The sequence below is a fragment of the Pseudomonas eucalypticola genome, assembly GCF_013374995.1.
GTDB lineage: Bacteria > Pseudomonadota > Gammaproteobacteria > Pseudomonadales > Pseudomonadaceae > Aquipseudomonas > Aquipseudomonas eucalypticola.
Genome location: NZ_CP056030.1, coordinates 3219071 through 3244717 on the forward strand (window position 1 = coordinate 3219071; position 25647 = coordinate 3244717).

25 protein-coding genes are annotated in these 25647 nt (G+C 66.1%); 7 read left to right on the forward strand and 18 right to left on the reverse strand.

What is annotated here, in order from left to right; genetic code table 11:
- Window positions 1-174: 174 nt before the first annotated feature.
- Window positions 175-930 (reverse strand): HAD family hydrolase, encoded by a 756-nt coding sequence (locus HWQ56_RS14470; protein WP_158153136.1) that lies wholly within the window; start codon window positions 928-930, stop codon window positions 175-177.
- 266 nt (window positions 931-1196) lie between these two features.
- Here HWQ56_RS14470 and HWQ56_RS14475 point away from each other — a divergent pair, with 266 nt between their 5' ends.
- The gene (locus tag HWQ56_RS14475; protein WP_176570932.1) at window positions 1197-2849 is read left to right on the forward strand and encodes an FMN-binding glutamate synthase family protein; all 1653 of its coding nucleotides are present in this window, start codon (window positions 1197-1199) and stop codon (window positions 2847-2849) included.
- Window positions 2850-2989: 140 nt separating this feature from the next.
- Entirely contained in the window at window positions 2990-3259 is a 270-nt protein-coding gene (locus HWQ56_RS14480; RefSeq protein WP_176570933.1) for a hypothetical protein, read from the forward strand.
- Here the strand turns inward: HWQ56_RS14480 and HWQ56_RS14485 are convergent.
- The 5 genes from HWQ56_RS14485 to HWQ56_RS14505 form a co-directional block, all read right to left on the reverse strand.
- Window positions 3240-3656, reverse strand: a complete 417-nt coding sequence (locus HWQ56_RS14485; protein ID WP_176570934.1) for a hypothetical protein — start codon at window positions 3654-3656, stop codon at window positions 3240-3242. The two genes, HWQ56_RS14480 and HWQ56_RS14485, sit on opposite strands and share 20 nt — an antisense overlap.
- Window positions 3657-3729: 73 nt before the next feature.
- Window positions 3730-4983 (reverse strand): Gfo/Idh/MocA family protein, encoded by a 1254-nt coding sequence (locus HWQ56_RS14490; protein ID WP_176570935.1) that lies wholly within the window; start codon window positions 4981-4983, stop codon window positions 3730-3732.
- 37 nt (window positions 4984-5020) lie between these two features.
- Entirely contained in the window at window positions 5021-5662 is a 642-nt protein-coding gene (locus HWQ56_RS14495) for a YoaK family protein (RefSeq protein WP_176570936.1), read from the reverse strand.
- A 106-nt stretch (window positions 5663-5768) separates the two neighbouring features.
- A complete protein-coding gene (gene aroD, locus HWQ56_RS14500; RefSeq protein ID WP_176570937.1) occupies window positions 5769-6560 on the reverse strand; it encodes a type I 3-dehydroquinate dehydratase in 792 nt (263 codons plus the stop codon).
- Window positions 6561-6658: 98 nt separating this feature from the next.
- Window positions 6659-7576 (reverse strand): LysR substrate-binding domain-containing protein, encoded by a 918-nt coding sequence (locus HWQ56_RS14505; RefSeq protein ID WP_176570938.1) that lies wholly within the window; start codon window positions 7574-7576, stop codon window positions 6659-6661.
- A gap of 187 nt (window positions 7577-7763) precedes the next feature.
- On the opposite strand from HWQ56_RS14505, the gene HWQ56_RS14510 reads away from it, so the two are divergent.
- The 4 genes from HWQ56_RS14510 to HWQ56_RS14525 all read left to right on the forward strand — a co-directional run bounded on the left by HWQ56_RS14510 (window position 7764) and on the right by HWQ56_RS14525 (window position 11770).
- Window positions 7764-8513 carry an SDR family NAD(P)-dependent oxidoreductase gene (locus tag HWQ56_RS14510; protein ID WP_176570939.1) on the forward strand — a complete coding sequence of 250 codons (750 nt, stop codon included), beginning with the start codon at window positions 7764-7766 and terminating at the stop codon, window positions 8511-8513.
- A gap of 94 nt (window positions 8514-8607) precedes the next feature.
- Window positions 8608-9906 carry an MFS transporter gene (locus tag HWQ56_RS14515; protein WP_176570940.1) on the forward strand — a complete coding sequence of 433 codons (1299 nt, stop codon included), beginning with the start codon at window positions 8608-8610 and terminating at the stop codon, window positions 9904-9906.
- Window positions 9907-9923: 17 nt separating this feature from the next.
- A complete protein-coding gene (locus tag HWQ56_RS14520; protein ID WP_158153127.1) occupies window positions 9924-10766 on the forward strand; it encodes a transketolase in 843 nt (280 codons plus the stop codon).
- On the forward strand, window positions 10763-11770 hold the full coding sequence (locus tag HWQ56_RS14525; RefSeq protein WP_176570941.1) for a transketolase family protein: 1008 nt from the start codon (window positions 10763-10765) through the stop codon (window positions 11768-11770). The genes HWQ56_RS14520 and HWQ56_RS14525 overlap by 4 nt, the downstream gene beginning before the upstream one ends.
- 43 nt (window positions 11771-11813) lie before the next feature.
- Here HWQ56_RS14525 and HWQ56_RS14530 read toward each other — a convergent pair whose 3' ends face one another.
- From HWQ56_RS14530 to gspE, 12 genes are read right to left on the reverse strand one after another with little or no spacing between them, the layout of a single operon-like run.
- Window positions 11814-12293: a VOC family protein gene (locus HWQ56_RS14530; RefSeq protein WP_176570942.1), complete on the reverse strand. Its 480-nt coding sequence runs from the start codon at window positions 12291-12293 to the stop codon at window positions 11814-11816.
- 11 nt (window positions 12294-12304) lie between these two features.
- Window positions 12305-14551 carry a type II secretion system secretin GspD gene (gene gspD / locus HWQ56_RS14535; RefSeq protein ID WP_176570943.1) on the reverse strand — a complete coding sequence of 749 codons (2247 nt, stop codon included), beginning with the start codon at window positions 14549-14551 and terminating at the stop codon, window positions 12305-12307.
- Window positions 14552-14553: 2 nt separating this feature from the next.
- Window positions 14554-15111, reverse strand: coding sequence for a general secretion pathway protein GspN (locus tag HWQ56_RS14540; RefSeq protein WP_176570944.1), 558 nt, complete (start codon window positions 15109-15111; stop codon window positions 14554-14556).
- Window positions 15108-15710: a type II secretion system protein GspM gene (gspM, locus tag HWQ56_RS14545; protein WP_176570945.1), complete on the reverse strand. Its 603-nt coding sequence runs from the start codon at window positions 15708-15710 to the stop codon at window positions 15108-15110. The genes HWQ56_RS14540 and gspM overlap by 4 nt, the downstream gene beginning before the upstream one ends.
- The gene (locus HWQ56_RS14550; protein WP_176570946.1) at window positions 15685-16713 is read right to left on the reverse strand and encodes a type II secretion system protein GspL; all 1029 of its coding nucleotides are present in this window, start codon (window positions 16711-16713) and stop codon (window positions 15685-15687) included. Before HWQ56_RS14550 ends, gspM begins: the two co-directional genes overlap by 26 nt.
- A gap of 10 nt (window positions 16714-16723) precedes the next feature.
- Window positions 16724-17443, reverse strand: coding sequence for a type II secretion system minor pseudopilin (locus HWQ56_RS14555; protein WP_176570947.1), 720 nt, complete (start codon window positions 17441-17443; stop codon window positions 16724-16726).
- The gene (locus HWQ56_RS14560; protein ID WP_158153120.1) at window positions 17440-18057 is read right to left on the reverse strand and encodes a type II secretion system protein GspJ; all 618 of its coding nucleotides are present in this window, start codon (window positions 18055-18057) and stop codon (window positions 17440-17442) included. Before HWQ56_RS14560 ends, HWQ56_RS14555 begins: the two co-directional genes overlap by 4 nt.
- Complete coding sequence (locus HWQ56_RS14565; protein ID WP_176570948.1) at window positions 18054-18425, reverse strand: type IV pilus modification PilV family protein; 372 nt, start codon at window positions 18423-18425, stop codon at window positions 18054-18056. The genes HWQ56_RS14560 and HWQ56_RS14565 overlap by 4 nt, the downstream gene beginning before the upstream one ends.
- Entirely contained in the window at window positions 18422-18880 is a 459-nt protein-coding gene (locus tag HWQ56_RS14570; RefSeq protein WP_176570949.1) for a GspH/FimT family pseudopilin, read from the reverse strand. The genes HWQ56_RS14565 and HWQ56_RS14570 overlap by 4 nt, the downstream gene beginning before the upstream one ends.
- Complete coding sequence (gspG, locus tag HWQ56_RS14575; protein ID WP_176570950.1) at window positions 18877-19287, reverse strand: type II secretion system major pseudopilin GspG; 411 nt, start codon at window positions 19285-19287, stop codon at window positions 18877-18879. The genes HWQ56_RS14570 and gspG overlap by 4 nt, the downstream gene beginning before the upstream one ends.
- A gap of 10 nt (window positions 19288-19297) precedes the next feature.
- Window positions 19298-20503 (reverse strand): type II secretion system inner membrane protein GspF, encoded by a 1206-nt coding sequence (gene gspF, locus HWQ56_RS14580; protein ID WP_176570951.1) that lies wholly within the window; start codon window positions 20501-20503, stop codon window positions 19298-19300.
- 9 nt (window positions 20504-20512) lie between these two features.
- On the reverse strand, window positions 20513-22261 hold the full coding sequence (gene gspE, locus HWQ56_RS14585) for a type II secretion system ATPase GspE (protein ID WP_245217755.1): 1749 nt from the start codon (window positions 22259-22261) through the stop codon (window positions 20513-20515).
- A gap of 597 nt (window positions 22262-22858) precedes the next feature.
- Here gspE and HWQ56_RS14590 point away from each other — a divergent pair.
- On the forward strand, window positions 22859-25612 hold the full coding sequence (locus HWQ56_RS14590; protein ID WP_176570952.1) for a beta-glucosidase: 2754 nt from the start codon (window positions 22859-22861) through the stop codon (window positions 25610-25612).
- The last annotated feature ends 35 nt before the right edge of the window (window positions 25613-25647 follow it).

Below are 25647 nucleotides of genomic sequence, written 5' to 3' on the forward strand. Positions count from 1 at the left end.
CGTCCCTCGGCCAATGGTTCTGGCCTAGGGGATTGCACAAGCCGTGCCGGGTTAAAAGGCCCGGTTTAGAGGGCTTTGGCGGGGTTTGGCGATGTTGGAAAGTGGCAAACTGCCGAACATGTGTTGGTGGAGCAACAGCGCCACGTGGACGGACGTGCGTCCACGTGCGCAGGGTTACGCGCCTCGTGGGTTGTCAGGGCCGCGGTCGGTGCCAGGTTCGTCTTCCCGCGAAGCGTCCTCTGCGGTGGCCCGCTTGACCTGGCTGCCGATGGTCTCGATCCGAAACCGCCCCCGCTGCCAGGCCGGGTGAAAATGGCGCCAATGGGCGTCCTGGGCGGCGGCCAGCAATTCGTGGTCGCCACGGGTGTCGCCCCAGGCGCGCAGGCGGTACTGCGACAGAGGGCCGTACACCGCTTCCAGGCGCAGCACCTTGGTTTCGCAGCGGCAATTGCTGCCACTGATACGACCGGTCAGGCGGCCATTGGCAACTTCCAGTTCCGTGGCAATCAAGCGGATACCCAGGTGGTCGGCGAAAGGCTTGAGCACCAGGCTAGGCGAAGCCGAGCACAGGGTCACCTGCGCCCCGGACGCGCGCTCGGCGGCCACCGCGGCCACACCGGCCGGGCGCATCAGGCGGCCCCAGAAGTGCGCGCGAAACTGCCCGGCTTTCTGTTCCAGCCAGCTGACCTCGACATCCGTGAGAAACGCTGCAATCAACGTGGCCTTCAGTTCGTCGCGGGTCAGCCCTTTGCCCAGGTAGCGAATCGCCGAAGGCAGCATGCGCACCATGCGCCATGTGAAGGCGCGGTTGCCGAAGGCGAATTTAAGGAAAGGCACAAAGCTGTCGTGCCGGGTCAGCGTGCCGTCAAAGTCGAACACTGAGAGTACCTTCGCCCCGGCGGGGCCCGCTTCCAGCATGTCCTGTGTCATCGACTTACCTCTGCCAGGGGTACTGGCTCAATGAATGTGGCGTATGGGGGTTTGACGCCAAGAGACCGGGCACGTTCGACAATGCGCGCGGTCCCGTTGAAATGAGGGGCGAATCCGCACAAGGTAGCCCCTCTGTCGCGCATTATTACCCAAAGAGAAACGCAGCCTTTCAAGATGTTAGCTAGCTAACTATGTCGGCTCACTGGTACCGTCAGGTAGCGACAATACGTCCCACCCCGCTGTGACCGTACCGTGAGAGACCTACAATGAAAATATCGCTCCTGAGCCGCTACGCCGTTTTTTCCGGCTGCGTGCTGTTCACCCTGTGCAACCTGTTGTTCTTAGCCATGACGCCGACCCTCGAGGTGCTGACTTCGATCACCGGCGTACTGAGCCTGATCGGCCTGTACGACCTGCTGCAAACCCAGCACTCCGTACGCCGCAATTATCCCATCCTGGGGCATGCCCGCTACCTGATCGAAACCATCCGCCCGGAAATCCGCCAGTACATGCTGGAAGGTGATGACGAGAAGCTGCCCTTCTCCCGCGCTCAGCGGTCGATTGTGTACCAGCGGGCGAAGAACCAGCCAGCGGAAAAGGCCTTCGGCACCCTGACCGATGTGTACCAACCTGGCTTCGAGTTCATCAGCCACTCCATGCTGCCCAGCGAGGCCTGCGACCCTCGGCAGTTTTACGTGACCATCGGTGGCCCGGCCTGCCAGCAGCCCTACCGCGCTTCGGTGTTCAACATTTCGGCCATGAGCTTCGGTGCCCTTAGCGCCAACGCCATTCGCGCCCTGAACCGCGGCGCCAAGCTCGGCGGCTTCGCCCATGACACGGGCGAGGGCAGCATCAGCCCTTACCACCAGGAATTCGGCGGCGATCTGATCTGGGAAATCGGCAGCGGCTATTTCGGCTGCCGCACACTCAGTGGGTCGTTCGACCCCGTGCGCTTCGCTGAGACCGCACGCCAGCCCCAGGTGAAGATGATCGAGATCAAGATGAGCCAGGGCGCCAAGCCGGGCCATGGGGGCATCCTGCCCAAGCACAAGGTGACCCAGGAAATCGCCAGCACCCGCGGGGTGAAAATGGGCGAGGACTGCATCTCGCCCGCCCGCCACTCGCAGTTCAGCACCCCACTGCAATTGCTGGACTTCATCACCCAATTGCGCACCCTCTCGGGCGGCAAGCCGGTCGGTTTCAAGCTATGCCTGGGGCACCCCTGGGAGTTCATGGCGATCGTCAAGGCGATGTTGCAAACGGGAGTACACCCCGACTTCATCGTGGTGGACGGCAAGGAGGGCGGTACCGGTGCGGCGCCGCGCGAGTTTACCGACAATATGGGCATGCCCATGCGCGAGGGGCTGCTGTTCGTGCATAACACGTTGGTGGGCGCCGGCCTGCGCGGCCAGATAAAGCTGGGCGCCAGCGGCAAGATCGTCAGCGCGTTCGACATCGCCAGCGTGCTGGCCATCGGCGCCGATTGGGTCAACTCGGCACGCGGCTTCATGTTTGCCATCGGGTGCATTCAGTCGCAGAGCTGCCACACCAACAAATGCCCCACCGGCGTGGCCACCCAGGACCCATTGCGCCAGCGGGCACTGGAAGTGACTGACAAAGCCCAGCGGGTCGCCAACTTCCACCGCAATACCCTGGTAGCGCTGGGCGAAATGCTCAGCGCCGCGGGCCTCAGCCATCCGGCGGAGCTGGAACCCAAGCACCTGGTGCGGCGCATGACCACCACCGAGGTCCGGCTGTTCTCGCAGATCCATGTGTTCCTGGAGCCTGGGGAGCTGCTGGGCAAACCGGTCAGTGCCGAGTTCTACGCGCGCATGTGGCGCATGGCCCAGGCCGAGAGCTTCGCGCCCGTGGCGGTGCAGCCACCGAGCAAGGCGGATCGGCTGCCTGAGCCGGCTTGAACAGCTGGGTGCACTACGGTGCTGCGCGGCGTTAGGGACGCGGCCAGGTTCGCTGCTACGGGCGTTGTTCACAGCCCTTGAGTGGTGGCGATGTCGCGTGCAGACTAGGCCCTTCCCATTACAAATAGAAAGGAAGCCTGATGCGGACCTTTGATCTGATTCGCGATGCCGTGTTGCCCGAGTTTCGCGACCGGGTTGCCGAGTATCTGGTCGACTACGAAACCGCGCTGGGTGCTGGTAACGCCGACAGCGCCCTGCTACGCGACACCGCGAATCAATTGCGCGGCTATCTGCGCGGGCTGAACACGACCCGAGTGCTGGGCATGGCCGACTGGGAAGAGCTGGACCGCCGGGTGGTGACCACCTGGCTCAGCGCCCCGGATGAACGCATCACGTCTCCAGCCACGTAGCGCTGGGCATCCGCATCCGGTCGATACCCACCACATCGCAGTATTCCAGCAACGGCAGTACGTAGGTGATCACCCTGGCCCCCAGGGTGCCGTTGGCGCGCAGCCGTGCGGCGCGGCACAGCGGGCCAGCCGACCGAGGGTCACTGCTCGACTGCACGGCCAGCGCGTTCTCGTCCCCCACATGCCCGCCAGTCGCCAGGAACGCCAGGGTCTGTTCGAACGCCAACCGTGGCACCCGTACGCGGGTCTCGCGTTCACGGCCGGTGAACACGTCGATGGCATGGTCGTCGCCCGAACCCACCAGAAAATTTCGGGCCCCCGCCGGGGTCAGCAGCGCGGCGCCTTGGGCGTCCAGAATCATTGTCCATAGGGCGGGGGTAACGCGGTTTACGGGCATGCTGTCGAATCCATGATCAAAACGCCCATTTTGCCACGCCCGCGTCCAAGGCACCACGCAGTGGCGGGGCCTGTCACTCGGGCGCGGCGGCCTGGTGCACGCTTTCCCAGTCGATGGTCACGGGCCGGTTTTCCCGCGCCGAGCGGTAGATGGCCTCCATCAACAGCTGATCCTGCAACCCTTCCTCCCCCGGCGTACGCGGGGTGGTACCCGCGAGCAGGCTCTGGGCAAAGTGGTCGATCTCCAGGCTGAATGGGTTGCCCGCCCCTACCCGCAGTTCCTCCACGGACTCCAGGGTGTCCTTGCGCCTGGCCACCCGCAAACGTTGGCCGCGATAAGCGAAGGCGTTCTCGATTTCAATCCAGCCTTGCTCCAGCCGCAGGCGCATGTCCTTGGTTTCATGGGCCCCATAGCTGGTGGCGCAGTTGGCGATCGCGCCCGAGGGAAAGCGCAGCATGAAGCTCGTGGTTTCTTCGACCTGCGCGTAACGCTCGTCACCCTGCGGGTTGACGATCTGCGCATAGACTTCCACCGGGTCCTCGCCCAGCATCGCTCGCACGCCATTGAGGCAGTACAGGCCGATGTCCGGCAATGCGCCGCCACCGGCCAGTTCGGCGTTCATGCGCCACTGCCCACCAGGGCCCTGGACTTGAGTGTTGGTGGCTTCGATGACCCGCACGCGGCCCAACTCGCCGGAACGCACCAGCCGCGCGGCGGCGCTGTTGAACGGCTCGTACTGGCAACGGTAGGCGATCATCAGGCGCACCCCGGCTTCGCTGCACGCCTGGATCATCTGCCGTGCCTGCGCGGAGTTGGCCGCCATGGGTTTCTCGCACAGCACGTGCTTGCCCGCCCGCGCCGCTGCCCGCACATGGTCCAGGTGCAGGCCGTTAGGCGTGACGACGTACACCGCCTGCACCTCGGGGTTGTCGGCCAGGCGTTCAATGTGCTCATAGCCGTACACCGCGTCGTCACGGATTCCGTACTGGGCCGCGACCGCACGGGCTTTGTCCGGGCTGCCGGACACCAGCGCCACGGGCTTGGCGTACAGACAACCGGCGAACGCGGGCAAGATCTGCCCCAGCGTCAGGCGGCCCAGGCCGATGATGGCCACCCCGATGCGCTGGTCCGGGGCCAACGGCACGGGGGGCGGCGGCTCCGGCCGGTCAGCTTCGCCGCGCCAGTTGATGAATTCGACCTTGCCTTCACTGACCGTGCCCCGATCGATTTCACTGGCCGGCCGTCCAGCGCCGGCTTGTGGCAGCGCGGGCCCCTGGGAAGTGCCCGGCCCCTGGGTTCCGATTGGGTAAGGCGTTGCGTCTGACATGGTGATGCCCTCCAGCGTCGTGGAAAAACAGCAAAGATCAAGCGTTCGCGGGGAGCAGGCGCGCTTGCACGGCCCAGCACCCCATAGCGCCGGCGACGGCGAAAGCGCCGAGCACCAGCAGGGTCATGGCGCCCAGGCGGCTGTCGACCAGCGCACCGGCAAACGCCCCGGCCAGGAAGCTCAGCCACCGCAGCAACGCGTCCGTGGCCGGGGCCCACTGCCGGCCTGCCAGGCAGCGTCCCAGCTTGACGAGAGAGCCGGTGACGAAGGTCACCCCGGGTTCATCGACCCTCACCTGGTTCAGCGCGCCCATGGCAGCAGCGATCACCCACACCGTGGCCATTGAATAGGGCTGCGGCGATTGGGCGGCCAACGGCCCCGCAAGCATCAACAATACGCCGGTGAGCATCAGCACCAGGCTGGCCCGCCAACGACCGCCACGGTCGCCCAGCCACGTGGCGAAGGTGGCCGCGAACACGAACGTGGCGATGACACTGGCGATCTCGGCCACGCGGCCCCACTCGGCCAGCATCAGGAAATCACCGAGCTTGGTGCTGTTGCCCGTCATGTAGACGGCCAGCAGCTCCTTGCTATGGACGATCATCAGGGCGTCGGTGGCGCCTGCCAGTGCCAGCAGGGGCAGAAGTGTCCAGGCAATGGGGCGGCTGGGCTGTGGCATCGTACCCTCGGGGCTGATGATGGGCTGCATACAGAAAGTCGACCGGCGCAGCGCGATGGGGTTCGATCAAGTTGCCTGGCATACGGATGACGTGCAGCCGCGGGGATCAGCCATTGGCGCCCCGGTCAATGATGCCCAGCACCTGCCGAACGGCCTCGGCATCCAGTTGCCCAGGGGCCGAGGGGGCGCCCACGCTGGCGTAGGTGAGCGCCCCACCGGTCAGTTGTCCCGCCAGGCGCGACGTCACGCCCAGCGGACCCATGGACATGGTCAGTAGCGGCCGTTCGGCGTACAGCGCATGCATCTCCTGAGTCGCGGCCATCAACGTCAGCACATCCTTGGCACAGGTGGGCATGGCGGCCAGCTTGAGCACGTCGGCGCCCATGGCCTGCTGGCGGCGCAGGCGCTGGATGATCACCTCATGGGCCGGCGTGGCCGTGAAATCATGGTTGGACAGCACCACGGCCACCCCCCGGGCATGGGCCTTGGCGATGATGTCCATGACCTGCGCCTGGGGCTTCATCATTTCCACGTCCAGTGCATCCAGGGGCGCGTCTTGCAGCAGGGCCGCGTACAGCGCGAAATAGTCAGCGTCCGCCAGCGTGCATTCACCTCCCTCGCCTTCGCTGCGAAGGGTCACGATCAGGGGCTTGCCCGCCAGGCGGGCAGCCACGCGTCGAACCAGGTCGATCACGTGCATGGGCTCGATCGGCTCGCGCAGGCAGTCCACGCGCAACTCGGCGATATCCACCGCGTGTGTCTGCGCGATGGCCTGGGCCTGGTCCACGGCTTCGGTCAAGCCCTTGCCCGTGATCGAGGCAATGATCCGCGGTACACCGGCGCCGATGTCCAGGCCTTTGAGGGTCAGCACTTGGCGGCCACGGCTGTCAGCCTGCATGAAGGGTCTCCTTTTGGCGGCAATACGCCCTGTCCCGCCCGGGATAGAGCTGTCGAACCATTCGAGAAGAAGAACGCCCCCAGGTTCAAGATTTCTGCTCAGTAGGCCAGGCCCTGCCCCAGTTCCGCCTCCATCCACGCCAGAAACCGGCGCACCCGGGCAAACCCCGCATGGGCCTTGGGAAACACCAGGTGGTGCGCCGCCACCGGCGTGCTCAAGGTGTCGGGGTTAACAACCACCAGCGCGCCGCTGGCCAGGTATCTATGCGCAAGCAAGGTGCTTTCCAAGGCGAAACCCAGGCCGTGGCTCGCCGCTTCCAGGCTCATGTACGAGCGGTCGAAGCTCAGCGTGTAAGGCTTTTCCGGCAGCGCCAGGCCATGCTGGGCGAACCACTGGGGCCACTTCACCAGGGTGGCCTCGGACAGGATCAGGTTGCTCTCCAGCAGGTCGGCGGCCGTGCGCACGGGGTGGTGTTCCAGCAAGCGCGGCGCAGCCAGCACCGCCACCGATTCGTGGCGCACGGTGCGCACTTCATAGCTGGGCCACTCGGCGCGGCCGTGGCGGATATCGACGTCGACCTTGTCGCGGCTGAAGTGCAGCGCCTCGTAGGAACACGACAGGTTGATCTGAATGTCCGGGTGACTGTGGCGGAATGCCTCCAGGCGTGGCATCAGCCACAGCAGGCCGAAACTGGGCGACGAATGCAGGCGCAGGCAATCGCGGCTGACGTCACTGCCCGCCCGTTCGGTGGCCACGGCCAGGCTGTGCAACAGCCCTGACACCTCGCGCAGGTACTGCTCGCCCACGGGGGTGAGGATGACGCCGCGGGCGGTGCGGGTGAAGAGTTGGCGGCCGATCATGGCCTCCAGATTGGCCAACTGGTGGCTCACCGCCGAAGGGGTCAGGGCCAGCACTTCGGCCGCCCGGGCGACGTTGCCGAAGCGCGCGGTCTGTTCGAAGGCCTGAATCGCTTTCAGCGGGGGCAGCACGGGTACCGCGCTGGAATCACTTCGCATGATCAGTATCTCTTTGTTCGTTATTGTTTTTTATCCGCTATCCCATTCAAGCACCGGCAGGCCAGAACGGCGAGTGCTGAATTTTTTTCAGCCACTGATGACGCCGGCGTTATTGCTCAGCCGGTGCCTGCAGACCAAGCTGACTCGCAACAACCAACTCCATAACAACAACACAGGGGTATTGCACATGCTGCTTCAGGACACAGTCGCCATCATCACCGGCGCCGCCTCGGCCCGCGGCATCGGCCGCGCTACCGCCGCCACGTTTGCCCGCCACGGCGCCCGCGTGGTGGTCATCGACCTCGACGAAGCCGCCGCCCGCGACGCTGCCGTCTCCCTGGGCGAGGGCCACCTGGGCCTGGCGGCCAACGTCGCCGATGAAGCCCAGGTGGCCAAGGCCGTGGCGCGGGTCATCGAGCACTACGGTCGCATTGACGTACTGGTCAACAACGCCGGCATCACTCAGCCCCTCAAGACCCTCGACATTCGCCCCGGGGACTACGACCGCGTGCTGGACGTCAGCCTGCGCGGCACCCTGCAGATGTCCCAGGCGGTGATTCCGCTGATGCGCCAGCAGCAGGCCGGCAGCATTGTCTGCATGTCATCGGTGTCGGCCCAGCGTGGCGGCGGTATTTTCGGCGGCCCGCACTACAGCGCCGCCAAGGCCGGAGTGCTGGGCCTGGCCCGGGCCATGGCCCGCGAATTGGGGCCGGACAAGGTGCGGGTCAACGCCATCGCCCCGGGCCTGATCCAGACCGACATCACCGGCGGCCTGCTGCAGGACGAGCGCCGCCACGCCATCCTCGACGGCATTCCGCTGGGCCGGTTGGGGGATGCGCAGGACGTGGCCAACGCTGCGCTGTTCCTGGCCAGCGACCTGTCGGCCTACCTCACCGGCATTACCCTGGATGTCAACGGCGGCATGCTCATTCACTGATGCCCCGCACGCCAGCCCCGGGCCTGGGGCTGGCGGTGTTCTGAATCGACGTTGCGGCTCTGCGCCGCCCATAACAACAAGAGATCAGACCGACATGGCAACGCTATCCCTTCAGGCCGTGGTGGCCGCGCGCTCCCACGCCTACCGCAAGACCGCATGGCGGCTGATGCCGTTCCTGATGTTGTGCTACCTGTGCGCCTACCTGGACCGGGTCAACGTCGGCTTCGCCAAACTGCAGATGATGAACGACCTGGCCCTGAGTGAAACCGTCTACGGCCTGGGCGCCGGCATGTTCTTCATTGGCTATTTCCTGTGCGAAGTGCCCAGCAACCTGATCCTGCACAAGGTCGGCGCCCGCCGCTGGATCGCCCGCATCATGATTTCCTGGGGCATCCTCAGCGGCCTGTTCGCTTTCGTCGACAGCGCCTGGCAGTTCTACACCCTGCGCTTTCTGCTGGGCATCGCCGAGGCCGGCCTGGCACCGGGGTTGCTGCTGTACCTGACCTACTGGTTTCCCAGCTACCGCCGCGCACGCATGACGGTGCTGTGGTTCATCGCCATTCCGCTGTCGGGCATGCTCGGCGGCCCGCTGTCGGGGCTGATCATGGCCAAATTCGCCGGTTTCCACGGCTGGAGCGGCTGGCAATGGATGTTCGTGCTGGAAGCCATCCCGACCGTAGTGTTGGGCCTCATGGTGCTCGCCTACCTCAAGGACGGTGTCGACCAGGCCACCTGGCTGCGCGACGACGAGAAAGACCTGATCAAGCGTGAACTGGCCGAAGACGAAAGCCGCAAAACCGGCCACGCCTCCATCGCGGCCTTCATCGGCGACCGCCGCCTGTGGCTGCTGGCGACCATCTACTTCTGCGTGGTCATGGGCCAGTACGCCCTGACCTTCTGGCTGCCGACGCTGATCCGCAATACCGGCATCACCGACCCCCTGCACATCGGCCTGATGACCAGCCTGCCCTACCTGTGCGCCATTGCCGCCATGCTGTTGATGGGCCGCAGCGGCGACAAGTACCGCGAGCGCCGCTGGCACCTGGTAGGTCCCATGCTCGCCGGCGCCCTGGGCCTGACCCTGGCCGCCCTGCTGGCCGACAACCTGCTGTTCTCCGTGCTCAGCCTGTGCCTGGCCGCCGCGGGCGTGCTGTCGGCGTCGTCGCTGTTCTGGATGCTGCCCACCACCCTGCTGGGCGGCGTCTCGGCGGCCGCGGGCATCGCCGGCATCAACAGCTTTGCCAACCTGGCCGGCTTCTGTTCGCCCTACCTGATCGGCTGGGTCACTACCCACACCGGTTCCAGCGCCATCGGCATGTACCTGATCACGGCGGTGCTGTGCCTGGGCGCGTGGCTGGTGCTGCGTATCCCGGCCGCTTCGGTCAATCGTTGACAACCTGGAGTCCTGACATGACAGCCCTTGCCTCACCCACCCCCTCCCTGGCGCAGCGCGCCTACAACATTCGCCGCCACGCCTTGCGCATGGGCCAGGTCCAGGGCCAAGGCTATATTGGCCAGGCCCTGGGCGCCGCCGACCTGCTGGCGGTGGCCTACTTCCACGCCCTGCGCTACCGGCCCGAAGACCCGGCCTGGGAGCCGCGTGACCGCTTCTACCTGTCCATCGGCCATTACGCCATCGCCTTGTACGCTGCGTTGATCGAGGCCCAGGTCATTCCCCTGGAGGAACTGGAAACCTACGGCACCGATGACAGCCGCTTGCCCATGTCGGGCATGGCCGCCTACACGCCGGGCATGGAGATCACCGGCGGCTCCCTGGGCCACGGCCTGGGCATCGCGGTGGGGGCCTGCCTGGGCCTGAAACGCAAGGGTTCCGACTCATGGGTCTATAACCTGTTGTCCGACGGCGAGCTCAACGAAGGCTCCACCTGGGAAGCCGCCATGTCCGCGGCACACTGGAAGCTCGACAACCTGATTGCCGTGGTGGACGTCAACAATCAGCAGGCCGACGGCCACTCCAGCGAGATCCTCGCATTCGAACCCATCGTCGACCGCTGGCAGGCGTTCGGCTGGTTCACGCAGCGCGTGGACGGCAACGATCTGGACGCCTTGGTCAAGGCCTTCGATTGCGCCCGCAGCCATACCGGTCCGCAGCCGCGGGTGATCATCTGCGACACGCGGATGGGCAAGGGTGTGAGTTTTCTGGAAAACCGCGAAAAGACCCACTTCATCCGGGTGGACGAACACGAATGGGACACCGCCCTGGACAGCCTTCAGATGGGGAACAACCAATGAGCACCGTGAATACCGCCGCCACCGGCAAGAAGCGCCTGACCACCTCGGCGATGATCGCCTCCATCGCCGCCGAAGGTCAGGCCACCCGCGCCGCGCCGTTCGGCCATGCCCTGGCCGCGCTGGCCGAACAGCGCAGCGACATCGTCGGGCTGTCGGCCGACCTCTCCAAGTACACCGACCTGCATGTGTTCGCCAAGGCCCACCCGCAGCGCTTCTACCAGATGGGCATGGCCGAGCAACTGCTGATGAGCGCCGCCGCCGGCATGGCCCGCGAAGGCTTCGTGCCCTTTGCCACCACCTACGCGGTGTTCGCTTCACGGCGGGCCTACGACTTCATCTGCATGGCGATCGCCGAGGAGCAACTCAACGTCAAGATCGTCTGCGCCCTGCCCGGCCTGACCACCGGCTACGGCCCCAGCCACCAGGCCACCGACGACCTGGCGATTTTCCGTGCCATGCCCAACCTGATGGTCATCGACCCTTGCGACGCCTTGGAAATCGAACAGGCCGTACCGGCCATCGCGGCGCACCAGGGCCCGGTGTACATGCGGCTGTTGCGCGGCAACGTGCCACTGGTGCTGGATGAATATGGCTACCAGTTCGAAATCGGCAAGGCCAAGACCCTGCGCACCGGTAATGACGTGCTGATGATCTCCACCGGGCTCATGACCATGCGCACCCTGGAAGCCGCCGAACGCCTGCGGGCCGATGGCATCGATGTGGCGGTGCTGCATGTGCCCACCATCAAGCCCCTGGACGCCGCCACTATTCTGGCCGAGGCGCGCAAGCCGGGGCGCCTGGTGGTGACGGCGGAGAACCATTCGATCATCGGCGGCCTGGGTGAGGCCGTGGCGGGGTTGCTGATGCGCCACGGCGTCACCCCGACCTTCCGGCAGATCGCCCTGCCGGATGCGTTTCTGGATGCGGGGGCGTTGCCGACCTTGCATGATCGGTACGGTATTTCGACGCAAGCGGTCTGTGCCCAGGTCAAGGCCTGGCTCTGAAGACCCTCCCTGCCCCGGTGCAGCTTGGTCCCACAGGGCGGGGTCAGCCCTTTAAAGCGGCCTCGATGGCGGCGATGTCGATCTTGCTCATCTGCATCATGGCCTCGAATGCGCGCCTGGCTGCCGCCTTGTCGGGGTGGCTGATCGCGTCCAGCAACGCCTTGGGGGTGATCTGCCACGACAGGCCCCAGCGGTCCTTGCACCAGCCGCACTGGCTGGCCTGGCCGCCGTTGGCGATGATCGCGTCCCACAACCGGTCGGTTTCAGCCTGGTCCGCTGTGCTGACCTGGAACGAGAACGCCTCGGTGTGCGTGAAGCCGGGGCCGCCATTGAGGCCCAGGCAAGGGATGCCCATGACGGTGAATTCCACGGTCAGTACGTCGCCTTCCTGGCCGGCGGGGTAATCGCCGGGGGCACGGTGCACCGCCACCACCTGGCTGTCGTCGAAAATGCTAGCGTAAAACTGCGCCGCCTCCACGGCGGTACCGTCGTACCACAGGCATACGGTGTTCTTGCTGCTCATTGGCTGTGTCCTCAGGGTTTGATCAACTGCATCTGTTGGCGGTATTCGTCGGTGACTTCCCGCGCCTGGCTGTTACTGGTCACGACACGTGGGGTAATCAGCACGATCAGTTCGGTGCGCGCCTTGGTGCGCCCGGTCGAACCGAATAACCAGCCCAGGCCGGGAATGGAGCCCAGGTAGGGCACTTTGGCCACGGTCTGGGCATCGTCCTGTTTGATCAGGCCGCCCAGCAGCACGGTCTGGCCGCTTTGCACCGCCACCTGGGTTGCGATGGAACGCGTGGAAATGCGCGGGTTGACGTCGGTGGCCGTGGTGGTACCGGCATCGCTGACCTGTTGCTTGATGTCCATGTACACCAGGCCGCCGGGGTTGATACGCGGCGTCACGTCCAGGATGACCCCGGTCTGGATGTATTCCACGCTGCTCAGGGTGGTGTCGGAGGCGATGGTGTTGACCGTGGTCTGGCTGATGGGGATGTCATCGCCCACCTGGATTTGCGCTTGCTGGTTGTTCATCACCACCAGCGACGGGGCGGACAGCACCTGGGTCTTGCCGCTGGACTCAAGGGCGTGGATGGCTATCTGCAGGTTGTTGCTGACGAACGAATAGAACAGCGAATCGGTCGCCCCCAGCCCGGCCCCGCCACTGCCCAGGGCACCCTGGCTGCCGGACACATCACCGATTCCGGTGGTGGTCGAGTTACCGGCCAGGCGGCCCAGGTACCACTGCACGCCCAGGTCCAGTTCGCCGGTCAACGACACTTCCAGGATCCGGGTTTCGATCTGGACCTGCATGGGCGGGTTGTCCAGGCGGCGGATGGCGCTCTCGATTTCGGCCCACTGGCTGGGCCGCGTGCGGATCAACAGCTGGTTGCTGATCTGCTGCGCGGTGATGCGCGTGCTGTCGTCCAGGCTCTTGCGGCCCGAGGCGTCGGCGCTGGAGGCCTCGGGTTCATCCTGAGTGTCAGTGGGCTGTTGCGGGTTGGCTTGGGCATTGGCCATCTGGCCAAGGCCGTTGCCATTCTGCCCCAGGCCGCCTGTGCGTGACAGATTGCTCAGGCTGCCGTTGCCCACGCCTGCATAGTTGCTGCCAGCGCCGCCGATGGGGGTACTCAAGGTAGTGGTGGTCAGGCCGGGCGCCACCTCGGCGGCGGGCTCCTCTTTGATCGCGCCGCTGCCATAGATCTGCCGCAGGTAGCGGGCCAGGTCCTGGGCCTTCATGTTGCGCACGTCGTACACGTACAACTGCGGCTCGTTGCCACCGCCGTTGTCGATGGTGCGTATCCACTCGCCCACTTCCTGCAGGTACTGGGGTTGCGAAGAAATGGCCACCACCGAATTGGTGCGCTCGATGGGCATGAAGCGCAGCATGCCGGCCAAGGGCGTGCCGCTGTCGGGCCCGAAAACCTTCTGCAGTTCGGGCAGCAGCTCGGCCACCGTCGCGCGCTGCAGGCCGAACACGCTGATGGACATGCCGCGCAACCAGTCGACGTCGAAGGTGTCGATGCTGGCCTGGTAGTTGGCCAGCTCATCGGCAGTGCCGGCCATCCCCAATACATTGCGCGCCGGGTCCACCAGCAGGAACGCGTTCTCGCGGGCGAAGGGCTTGAGCAGTTTCTGCATTTCAGCGGCGGAAATGAAGCGCAGCGAGAAGAGCCGCACCGACAGCCCGGCGGCGGGTTGACGCATGCCCATGGACGGCACCAGTTGCCCGGCCACCGCCTGGTTGGCCGGCAGGATCAGGTAACGGTCACCCTGGCGAATCATGGCGTTGTTGGTCCAGGACAGCAGCGATTCGAGAATGGCCATGGACTGGGCCTTGTCCACCGGTTTGGAGGTGGAAAACGACACGTCTCCCGTGACGCCCTGGGCGATGCTGTAGTTCTCCTGCAACAGGTCGCCCATGATGGTGTTGATGACCGCGACGATGGACTGGTTGTTGAAGTTGAACATGACCCCGGCGCTGCCGTCGCCCTGGCGCGGGCCCGCGGCCACCGGCCTGCCCACACTGTTGGCGGGGCCTTGAATGAAGCGCTGGTTGCCCTGGATGATCTGCCGCTGGCCACCGCTGGGCGCACCGGGCGGGTTGGCTGCCGCGGCCGGCATGGGCGTGGCGGCAACCGGGCCGCGCTGGTCACCGGTGCCGCGCAGGGCCTCGCGTTCCAGGCTGTTGTCGGTGTCCAGGCTATGGGGCGGTGTGGTGCAACCGGCCAGGGCCAGTGCGACGAACAGCGGCAGCAGGGCAAAGGACGACGGCATGCTCAGTGACCCCCGGGGGCTGGCGACGAAGGCGCGGACCTGTTCAGCAGTATGGACGACGCCGGCGCAGGCACCGGCATATTTGGCAAGCGTGGCGAAGGCAATTGCAGGCGCCGGACTTGGCCATCGAGTTCCAGCACCACGGCCTGGGCCTCGATGCGTTGCAAGCGCCAGCCGTTGGCCAGTTGGCCGCCTTCGCGCAGGCTCAGGTCGTGGCCGTCGGCTTGTTTGAACAGGGCCCGGCGCAACGGGCCATCGATGACCACGCCGGTCAGGCGCAGGCCGCTGAGATCGGGGGTCGCCCTGGTCATTTGGACGGGTCGGTCGGGTTCGCGGGTGGTGCTGAACAAAGGTGTTTGCCAGGTATTGGCGACCTCCCCCAGGGACACCGTCGCTGGAACCTCCACGACGGCCACCGCGGCGACCTGGGCCGGGGCGGCCGACGCCGCGGGCCACTCGGGCTGGCTGCCGATGCCCGTGGCCAACCAGGCCCACAGCCCCGCCAGCAACAGCGCCAGCCCGGCCAGCAGTTGCACCAGGGGTTGGCGCCAGGCCGTCATGGCGTGCCCTGGGCGGGCGGCGCCGGCGACAGGTAACCGCTGAGCAGCAGGTGTACCCCCAGGCGCCCGGCGCCCCCGCTGGCAGGGGCGTGAGTGGCGCGGCGAACGGTGAGTTCGTCCACGAACAACAGCGGCTGATCGCTCTCCAGTTGCTGCAACAGTGTGGTCAACGGCTGGATGGCGCAGTCCAGGTCCAGGCTCAGGCGCACCTGGCGGAAGGGACTGGCCCCCTGATCCTGGGCGACGATCGGCATGCGTTGGGTCAATTGGCAGCCGCCGTTGAGCGCTTCGTTATCCTTGACTCGCTGCGCCACCTGCTGCATCAGGTCGGCCGCCACCGCGCTGGGGTCGCCGCCGGGCAACAGGCCGCTATCGTCGCCCTGAGCGGCCTGCACGCCCTGCTCCAGCGCCGGGCGCTGGGCCAACAGGCGCTGGTAACGCAGCCGTTGTTCGGCCAGGGTGTGCATCTGGCTGTCGATGGCCTGCAGCGGCGTGATGAGCAATGGCTCCAGCACCAGGGCGTAGAAGGCCGCCAGCAGCGCGGCCACCAGCAACCAGGCGCCCACGCGGCGTTCACGGGGTGTCAGGGCGCGGCGCATCGCCACCCTCCCCGCGCGCCTGGGCGCGCATGTAGAAACGTTCGCGGCCGCTGGCTTCGTCCGGCTGGATCACCCCCTGATACTGGGCATCGGCCAGGTGGTTGCAGCCCTTGACCTGGCCGATCAAGGCGCTGGCATGGCTGCTGAAGCCGGCAATGTCCACTTGGCCTTGAGCAGTGATTTCCAGGCTCTGCAGCCAGGTGTCGGTGGGCAGGCAGCGGGTCAGTTCACTCAATACCAGGGCGCGGCCCGGCTGGGCGAGCCGGCGCCGGGCCAGGAACTGCGCCGCGCCCTGGGCGTCGTCCAGGCGCTGGCGCAAGGCCGCTACCTCCGCGGCCTGGGTGCGCAGGCCCTGGACATCCTGGACCATGGCGGCCAGCGCGGTCTCGCGGTTGTGCAGCCACTGCCACGCCACCGCCACCAGCAGCGCCAGGCACAGCACCGTCAGCCCCCCGGGCAGGCGCCTGCCGCGGCTACGGTTGGAGGGTGCGTGGGGCAGCAGGTCCAGGCCCATGGGCTGACCGTCGTCGTCCAGCACATCGATACCCGCCAGCACCACGCCGCGGGCGCTGCAGGTGTCCAGGCAGTGCTGCAACCACTCACGGCGGATCACGGCCAGGGTCACCCACACCTGTTCGGTGTCCATGCCCTCGCGGCGCACCACGTAATGCACCTGGTCGGCGCTGAATGGGGTGAAGCGGTCCAGCTCGAAATCCATCACCCGGTGCAGGTCGCGGGCCGCCGCCAGCGGCAGGCCCAAGCGCTGGGCCAGCACGCGGTCAGCCGGCAGTTCGAGGATCAGCCGCTCGCCCTCTGGGATCTCGCCAGGCAACGGCCAGGCGCAGCGCCGCGGCGGCCGGCCCGGCTGCAAGCCATGCCGCAACCCGGCGGGCAGGCTGGCCAGCAGCTCCTGGCCCCAGGCGTGGCAAAAGACCTGGGCGCCGCTGCCCTGCCAGCGGCTTTTGAACCGTTCCTGCCAGAGCCACAAGGACACTGCACGCATGGGCCACGCCTCACTCGTTGTAGCGCACCACCCGGAAGGGCCGCGCGCCGTTCTCCATGGGTGACAGTAGCACCGTGCTGTCGATCACGGCGGTGAACCCGTCGGGCAGTTGCGCCTGGCTGCGGATACTTAGCACCTGGCCGGCGTCCCCGGCCAGGGCGGCGACGCGGGGCAGGCCCAGGGCACGCTGCAGCGTCGGGGTGGCGAATGCCGGGTCGGGGCTTTCCTGGCCGCTCCACACGGTCACCTCGGGCACCAGCGCCTGGTACAGCGCGGTGCTCATGCCGGGCAGGTCACGCAACTCCTCCAGGGCACGCAAGGGCGGCTGGTTGTCGCTGCGGCGCTGGTCCAGGGCCGCGGCCAGTGCCGAGCCTTGTCCAGCGCCCAGAGCCGCGACCAGGCGAGCGAAATCCCCGGCCGCTCCAGCATTGAGGTCCAGCTTGCCGCGCTCGCTGCGGACACTGACCTGCAGCACGGCATCGTCGAAACGCAACGTTTGTACACGACCATCGGCCACCCAGCGCTGCTGCGGGTCGGTGTCAACCAGCGCGCGCACTGCCAGGTTCAGCCCGGCTTCGGCCGCCAGGCTGGCGCGGGTATGCTGCGTTTGCCACAGGCCCAGGCGCGCCTGCTGGCGCACCTGCACTACCAGGGTGCCCAGCAGCATGGCGAGCAGGGCCATGGCCCACAGCACCAGCAACAGGGCCATGCCCCGTTGTCGGCGGTTCATGGTGCCCCCTGGGTTTCACTGAGGTCCAGGCGCAGCGCCACCACCTGGGCCACCCAGGGCACCGGTCCGTCACTGTCCAGTTCAATGCGCACCGCCTGGGGCAAACGCGCCGGCCACGGCCAGCGGGGTAGCCAGGCGGTGGGCTGGCCGCGCTCGTCACGGCCGCGGTAGCTCAGGCGCAGATCGCGCACGTCGTCCAGCAACACCTGGGGCTGGCCCCAGGGCCGCGCGACGCCACGCAGCAACTGATCGAAGCGCACTTGCAAGGCCTGGTGGCCGCCCTGCTCCACCAGCTCAAGCGTGTGCACCTGCAGGCCGCCCCCCAGGGCGCTGTTGAGGCCCGCGGCAAACACCAGGCGCTGACGTTCGCCGTCGAACACCCGTTGCTGATCGCCCTGAGCCGGCAACTCCACCGGCAAGGCGCCTTCAAGGGCGCGGTGCAGGAAGTTCTGGCTGGCGCGCAGGGCCTCCAGGCGTTGGCCATAGTGCTCGCCTTTGAGGGCTGCGCGGTTGGCCCCCAGCAATGCGCTGCCCAGCAGGCCCATCAGCACCCCCAGCAGGACCAGCGCGAAGAGCATTTCGAGCAAGGTGAAACCGCTGGCCGGGCGTTTCATCGGCTGGCGTCCAGGGCCGGCCGAGCTTGCACCGCCAGGGTGCTGACACGCAGCCGGCGCCGGCCTTCGCGCACGTCCAGGTCCAGGCGCCACAGGGGCAGCAGCGTGGCCGGCCCTGGCTCGCGGGTGACGCGCAGGCGCCAGCGCAGTGCGCCATCACGGCCGTTGCGCTCGCCGGCCTGCAGGCGCTGGCCGCGCTGCTCGTCCATCAGGCTGCGGGCCGCCAGGCTCAGGCGGTCACTGGCGCGTACTTGCTCCAGGGTGCGCGCCGCCTGCCCGAACGCCACCAGCAGCACCGTGCAGCCTAGCGCGAACACCGCCAGCGCGGCGAGCATTTCCACCAGGCCAAAGCCCCTCGCGCGCTTCATGGCTGGGCCCGCAGGCGCACGCTGCCGGTCAACCAGCCGATGTCGATACGCCACTGGCGCGTGCCGCGCTGCACCAGCAGGTGACCGCCCGTGGAACTGCCGTCGGGAAAGAAGGCCACAGCCGCACCCAGTTCGGCGGCCGTGGTCAACTGCACCCCCCAGTCGGCAGGCCAGCGCCCCGGCGCCTGGCCAGGGGCCTGAAAGCGATGGCCCGCCAGGTCGAAGCGTACTTGCCGGGGCTGGCCGCTGAGCACCGACTGGGTGCGCGCCTGACGCAGCGCACCGACGATATCGCCCAGCGCCTGGCGCTCCCGCGCAGCGGCCATGCCGTGCCCCAGGCCAACACCCAACACCCCCAGGGCCACGGCCATCAGGGCGATGACCACCAGCAGTTCCAGCAGCGTGAAACCGGCGGCTTGGCGCAGCGCTGGGAGGGGCAAAGGACCGCCTTTCATTCCCAGTTCCCCAGGTCAGCGTTATAGCCCTCGCCGCCCGGCTGGCCGTCCTGGCCATAGAAAATCAGGTCGAAACTGCCGTGCTGGCCGGGAAAGCGGTAGCCGAAGGGGTGGCCGAATGGGTCCTTGAGGTCCGAGGGCTTGGCATAAGGGCCCGACCAGCGGCTGTCGCCGGCAGGGCGGTCCACCAACTGTGCCAGATCCTTGGGCGGCGCGCCCATGTCCAGGGCATAACTCTCGACCTTCATCGACAGGCTGGCCAGTTGCGCCTTGCCCGCGCCGTACTTGCCCTTGTCGACGTTGCCACCCACCTGGCGCACGACAATGGTGGCGACAATGCCCAGCAATACGATGACGGCGAGCATTTCCAACAGGGTGAAACCGCGAGCACGAGGCAACGGCAGCATGGCAAGGCCCTCAGATATTACTGGTCAGGCTCATCAGCGGCAGCATGATGGCCAACATGATGAAGGCCACCAGCACCGCCATGACGATGGTCAGGGTCGGCACCAGGGCCGCCAGCAACCGGGCGATGCTGCGGCGGGCTTCGGCGTCGAACACTTCGGCGACCTTGAGCAGCATCGTGTCCAGCTCACCGGCTTCCTCCCCCACCTGGATCATCTGCAAGGCCAGGTCGGGCAGTTGGTTGTCATGGGCCAAGGCTCGGGCCAACGAGCCGCCGCCCTTGACCTTTTCGGTGGCCGCCTGCAACTGGGCGCGCACAGCGCGGTTGGCCGCCACGTCGCAAGTGATCTTCAGCGCCGCGAGCAGCGCTACGCCGTTTTCCAGCAGTGTCCCCAAGGTGCGCGCCACGCGCGCCGCTTCCAGGCGCCGCACCAGGTTGCCCAGCACGGGCCAGCCCAGCAGGCGTCGGTCCCAACGCAGGCGCCTGGCCGGCTCACGCAGCGCACGGCGACCCAGCAGCCCGGCGACGATCAACGCTGCCAACACCATCAAGCCAAACCGATTGAAGAACTGCCCCAGCCCCAGAATCACCTCGGTCACCAACGGAATGGGCACGCCCAGGTCCTGAAAGATCGGCACGAACTGCGGCACCACATAGGCCAGCAACAGCACCAGTGAGCCCAGCACCCCCACCACCAGGAACGCCGGGTAGATCAGCGCATTGATGACCTCGCCCCGCAACGCCTGGCTGCGTTCCAGGTAGTCGGCCAGTTGCCGCAGGCTGTCCGGCAGCGCCCCGCCCGCCTCCCCGGCCCGCACCAGGCTCAGGTACAGCGGGGTAAACGGGTCGGGCTCCAGGGCCAGCGCCGCCGACAATGGCTGGCCGGCCTGAACCCGCTCGCGCACTCGGCCGATCAGGGCACGCACCGGCGCCTGGGCCTTGCCCGGCGCGTTGACGAGAATGCCCAGGGCGCGGTCCAGCGCCAGCCCGGCGGTGAGCAGAATCGCCAGCTGTTGGGTGAACGCCGCCAGCGCCGCAGTGCCCAGCCCGCGGCGCGGCGACCACGCCAGCCACCGGCCACCCGCCGGTTCGATGTGCAAGACCAGGGCACCCTGGCGTTGCAGTTGCAGCGCCAGGGCCTGGCGATCGGCGGCGTCCAGCACCCCTTGGCGGGCACTGCCATCGCTGTCCAGCACGCGGTAATGAAAACGAGCCATGGCGTTCACTCACTCGCTGCGGGTGACGCGCAGCACTTCTTCCAGCGATGTGATACCGGCCAGCGCCTGACGCAGGCCGTCCTCGTACAAGGTGCGCAGGCCGCCGCGGCGGGCCGCCTGCTCCAGGGTGGCGGCATCGGCGTGGTTCATCAGCAGGCCGCGCAGTTCATCGTTCATCACCAGTAGCTCAGTGATCGCGCAGCGGCCGCGGTAACCACCCCCTGGCGCATCGGTCCGGGGCCGGTACAGCCGTATCGGGCGCTGATCGGTGAAACGGTCCAGGCCGTGCTCGGCCACCAGCGCCGGTGGTGCCTCGAACGCTTCACTGCAGGCGGGGTCCAGGCGGCGTACCAGGCGCTGAGCCAGGATGCCGATCACCGTGGAAGCGATCATGTAGCTCTCCACGCCCATGTCCAGCAGGCGCGTGATGCTCGCGGCGGCGCTGTTGGTGTGCAGCGTGGACAGCACCAGGTGGCCGGTGAGCGAGGACTGAATGGCGATGCGGCAGGTTTCCAGGTCGCGCATTTCGCCGATCATGATCACGTCGGGGTCCTGGCGCACGATGGAGCGCAGGGTGGCGGCGAAGTCCAGGCCGATGGCCGGTTTCACCTGGATCTGGTTGATGCCTTCGATTTGGTACTCCACCGGGTCTTCGACGGTGATGATCTTGCGCTCGCTGGTGTTGAGGCGGGTCAGCGCGGTGTACAGCGTGGTGGTCTTGCCCGAGCCGGTGGGGCCGGTGACCAGCAGGATGCCGTGCGGCCTGTCGAGCAAGGCCAGGAACCCCTGCAAACGAGCTCCGTCGAACCCGAGGCTGGGCAGGTCGAAGCTGACGGTCTGGCGGTCCAGCAGGCGCATCACCACCGACTCGCCGAAGCTGGTGGGCACGGTGGACACGCGCAGGTCCAGTTCCTTGCCCTGCAAGCGCAGCATGATGCGCCCGTCCTGGGGCAGGCGGCGTTCGGCGATGTCCAGGCGGGCCATGATCTTGACCCGTGAAATCACCGCCGGCGCGGAGGCCGCAGGCGGTGCCTCACCGTCCAGCAACACACCGTCCACCCGGTAGCGCACTTTGAACTGGCTTTCGAAGGGCTCGATGTGAATGTCCGAGGCCCGCTGCTCCACCGCGCGCTGGAGGATCAGGTTGACCATGCGGATCACCGGTGCCTCGCTGGCCAGGTCCTTGAGGTGCTCGATGTCGTCGGCCTGGTCACCGTGGCCGCCGTCCAGGTGCTCCACCAGGCTGCCCATGGCCGAGCGCCCTTGGCCGTAGTAGCGTTCGATGAGGCTGTCGATATCACTGCGGGTGCCCACGCAGCGCGCCACCGGGCAGCCGGCGGCGTAGGCTGCGGCGCGCAGCGGGTAGACGTGGTGAGGGTCGGCCATGAGCAATTGCAGGGTGCCTTCCTGCCAGCCCACGGGCACCACCTGGTGGTGGCGCAAGAAGCGTTCGCTGAGCGCGGGTAACGGCTCCAGGGTGTCGGGGGCGGTATCGCCGCCTTGCAGTGGCAGCCCCAACACGGCTGCCCAGCCGCGCGCCATCTCCTGTTCTGACACCAGCCCGAGTCGCGTCAACAGCCCTGGCAAGGCACTGTGCGGGCTGCCGGCGGGGGCAAGACGCAGCGCGCGCTCCAGGTCCGCGGGCTTGAGCCCGGCGTGGTCGGCCAGCCAGGCGCACAATGCCTCAACGGCATCAGGTTCGGGGGGCCGGGCTGTGGACGTGGCGGGTCGGCCATCGGCGCTGGGTTGCATCACCATGGGCGTTGCCTACCCCTGTGCTGTGGTGGGTATGGGTCATGCCGACGTCATGCCAGAGACGGGACTGCACTGGCCAGTGGCCCCGGTGGCAATGTTCGATATCACCAACAACGAAAGAACCGCGACGGTCGCGATGATTATTTTCATTATAGACCTCCCACTTAGTGAGCTAGACAACTATGTCGTTAACGTTCTCCGGCTGCCCGTTCATATACAACACCCGTTACCTTAGACACTGCATCGAGACTTGGCAATTAAAGCAGGACAATGGATAAATACCCAAAGTTGCGACTCAAGCGTCAACCTAGATGAAAACATGATAACCGTTGCGCCATTAAAGTTTGACAGCCGACACAAACGGGCGTCCCATTCAATGCGTATCAGCGCAGCACCGCCATGCAGGCATGGCATTGAATAAATAAACGAGGCCGGGTTACATGGATCCAAAATAACACTTCCTGCGGATAAAGCCAGTTTAACCGCCGCCTTTTTCAAGGCACTGCCAGTGGATTCTGTTTCACCTGCTTTACACGTTCGTCCTCGTTGTCATTATTACGCCCGGTCCTCCCTGGAGGGTCGCCGGTGGGAGTAATTAAAATGAGAAGAACACGCTCACCCGCACTTGCAACTTCCCTTACCCTGTTGGCCCTCGGTATTGCTCAAATAAGCAGCAACGCCGCCTGGGCGCGCACGGCGCAACAGGCCGACACACTGGCGCGCCAAACTCTGAGCCAGATGACCCTGGCAGAAAAGCTGGACTACATCGGCGGCACCGGCGGTTGGGACGTCAAGCCCCTGCCGCGCTTCAACCTGCCACAGATACTGGGCGCCGATGGCGGCCTGGGCCTGCGTTACACCAACCAGGGCAATGACCAGGGCGTGGTGTACCCCAGCGGCCCGAGCCTCGCGGCTTCATTCAACCTGCGCCGGGCGGTGGATTTCGGCCGCGCGCTGGGTTATGACACCGCCAGTGGCGGCTACTACTACATCACCGGGCCCGGCATGAACATGTACCGCATGCCCTACGGCGGGCGCAACTTTGAATATGTCAGTGGCGAGGACCCGTTCCTGGGCGCCAGCATGGCCCCGGCGGTCATCAATGGCATTCAGTCCCGGGGCATATGGGCCGATGCCAAGCACTACGCGGCCAATGACCAGGAAACCAACCGTTTCACCCTCGACGAAAGTATTCCCGAACGGGTATTACGGGAAATAACCCTGCCACCCTTCGAGTCTGCCGCCAAGAACGGCAAAGTGTCTTTGATGATGTGCTCCTTTCAGGAGGTCAATGGTGATCATGCCTGTGAAAGTTCGCACTTGATCCGCGACATTCTCAAGGACCAGTGGGGCTTTGCCGGCTTCGTGCAAACCGACTACGGCGCCATTATCGATGGCTTGAAAGCCGCCCAGGCTGGCACCGATATCGACATGCTGTTCGGCACGCAAATGAACGCCACGGTACTCACGCCCTCTATCAACAGCGGGGTATTGAGTGTCGCCACCATCAATGACAAAGTGCGGCGTATTCTGCGACAGATCTACTTGTTCGACTTCGATACTTATGTGCCGCCCACCGTCCATGACACCAATAGCCTGGCCAGTAACCAGGCGTCATTGAACGTGGCACGCGAAGGCATCGTGCTGTTGAAAAACCAGAATAACCTGTTGCCGCTGGACCCCGCCGCCGTGAAGAAAATAGCGGTGGTGGGTGTGCTCGGGAAATACGCGCCACCCAGCGGGTTCGGCAGCGCTTATGCCTCGGCGCTGGACTACATCAGCGAAACCAGCGGCCTGGCGCAAGCCGCGCCCCAGGCCCAGGTCACGTTCCTGGACGGGCTGTCGCTGGACCCGGCCGCTGTCACCTGGACGCACCTGGACGCCGATGGCACCACCGAAGTGCCTGGCCTGACGGCCGAGTACTTCACCAACACCGACTGGAGCGGCACCGCTGCTACCACCCGCACCGACACCTACGTGAACCTCAACTGGGACAGTGACACCAACCTGCCCACCGACGGCAACACCGCCAGTACCTCGATTCGCTGGACCGGGCGCGTCACCCCGACGGTCAGCGGTGAGCATGTGTTCAAGGTGCGCGCGGACGGGGTGATTCACCTGACCGTCAATGGCCAGCAAATCATCAACAACGGTGACGGCACACCGCTGCCCGACAACGCCATTCCGCCGACCATTCCGCAGTACGCCAAGATCACCCTGCAGGCTGGCCAGGCTTATGACGTGGTGCTGGAATACTCGCGCCGCCCCAGTTACATCGCCAGCCTGGGCGGCTTGACCGGCGTGCAGATGAGTTGGGCTTCGCTGGTGGCACCCAGCGACATCGCCGGCTACGACGCGGTGCTGGTGGCCGCGGGCAACAGCAACGAGTACGAAGGCGAAGGCTTCGACCACATGTGGGAACTGCCTGAATTCCAGGGGCAGTTGATCCAGAGCATCGCCAGCCAGAACCCCCACACCATCGTCGCCTTGCACGGCGGCACGGGGCTGAAGGTCAACGACTGGGTGGACCAGGTGGGCGGCTTGCTGCATGCCTTCTATCCCGGGCAGAACGGCGGCCAGGCGTTGGCGGAGATTCTGTTCGGCCAGGTCAACCCTTCGGCCAAGCTGCCCATCAGCCTGGAGCGCAACCTGCAGGACAACCCGCTCTACAACTACTTCCCGCAGTTCGACAACAACGGCACCCTCACCCAGCTCAGCTATGCCGGTGACCTGCTGCTGGGCTATCGCGGTTACGAGAAACTGGGGACCACGCCGCTGTATCCGTTCGGCTACGGGCTGTCGTATACCCAGTTCAGCTATTCGAACATCAGCGTCAACCCGCCGGTGGCATTCGGCAATGCGCCGATCAGGGTGTCGTTCAACGTCACCAATACCGGCCAGCGGGCCGGGGCCGAGGTGGCTGAGCTGTACGTCGGCCAGCGCAACCCGCGCCTGACGCGGCCCGTCAAGGAACTCAAGGGCTTTCAGAAGGTGCTGCTGCAACCAGGCCAGAGCCAGCGCGTGACCATCGAGCTGAACGGCCGATCCCTGGCCTATTACAACCCTAACCGCAATGCCTGGGTGGTGGACGCAGACGTGTTCACCATCGGCGTGGGCGCGGCGTCCAACGACATACGCCTGCGCGGCCGGGTACTGAGCCCCTTCCGCCAGCAGCTGTCGGTCACCAGCAGCAATCCGTTGCCGCTGGCGGTGCAGCGTGCGGTACAAGTTACGGCCGGCGGACAAGGCCCTGACCAGACTGACGATGTACTGTTTACCCAGACGCAGTCGACCGCGCCGCAGGTACCCCCGGCGGCCGGGTCAGGAGGCAGTGCACCCGGCAGTGCGCCTTAATAAGCAGCCTGACGCTACCGAGCGCGCGCCGTGCA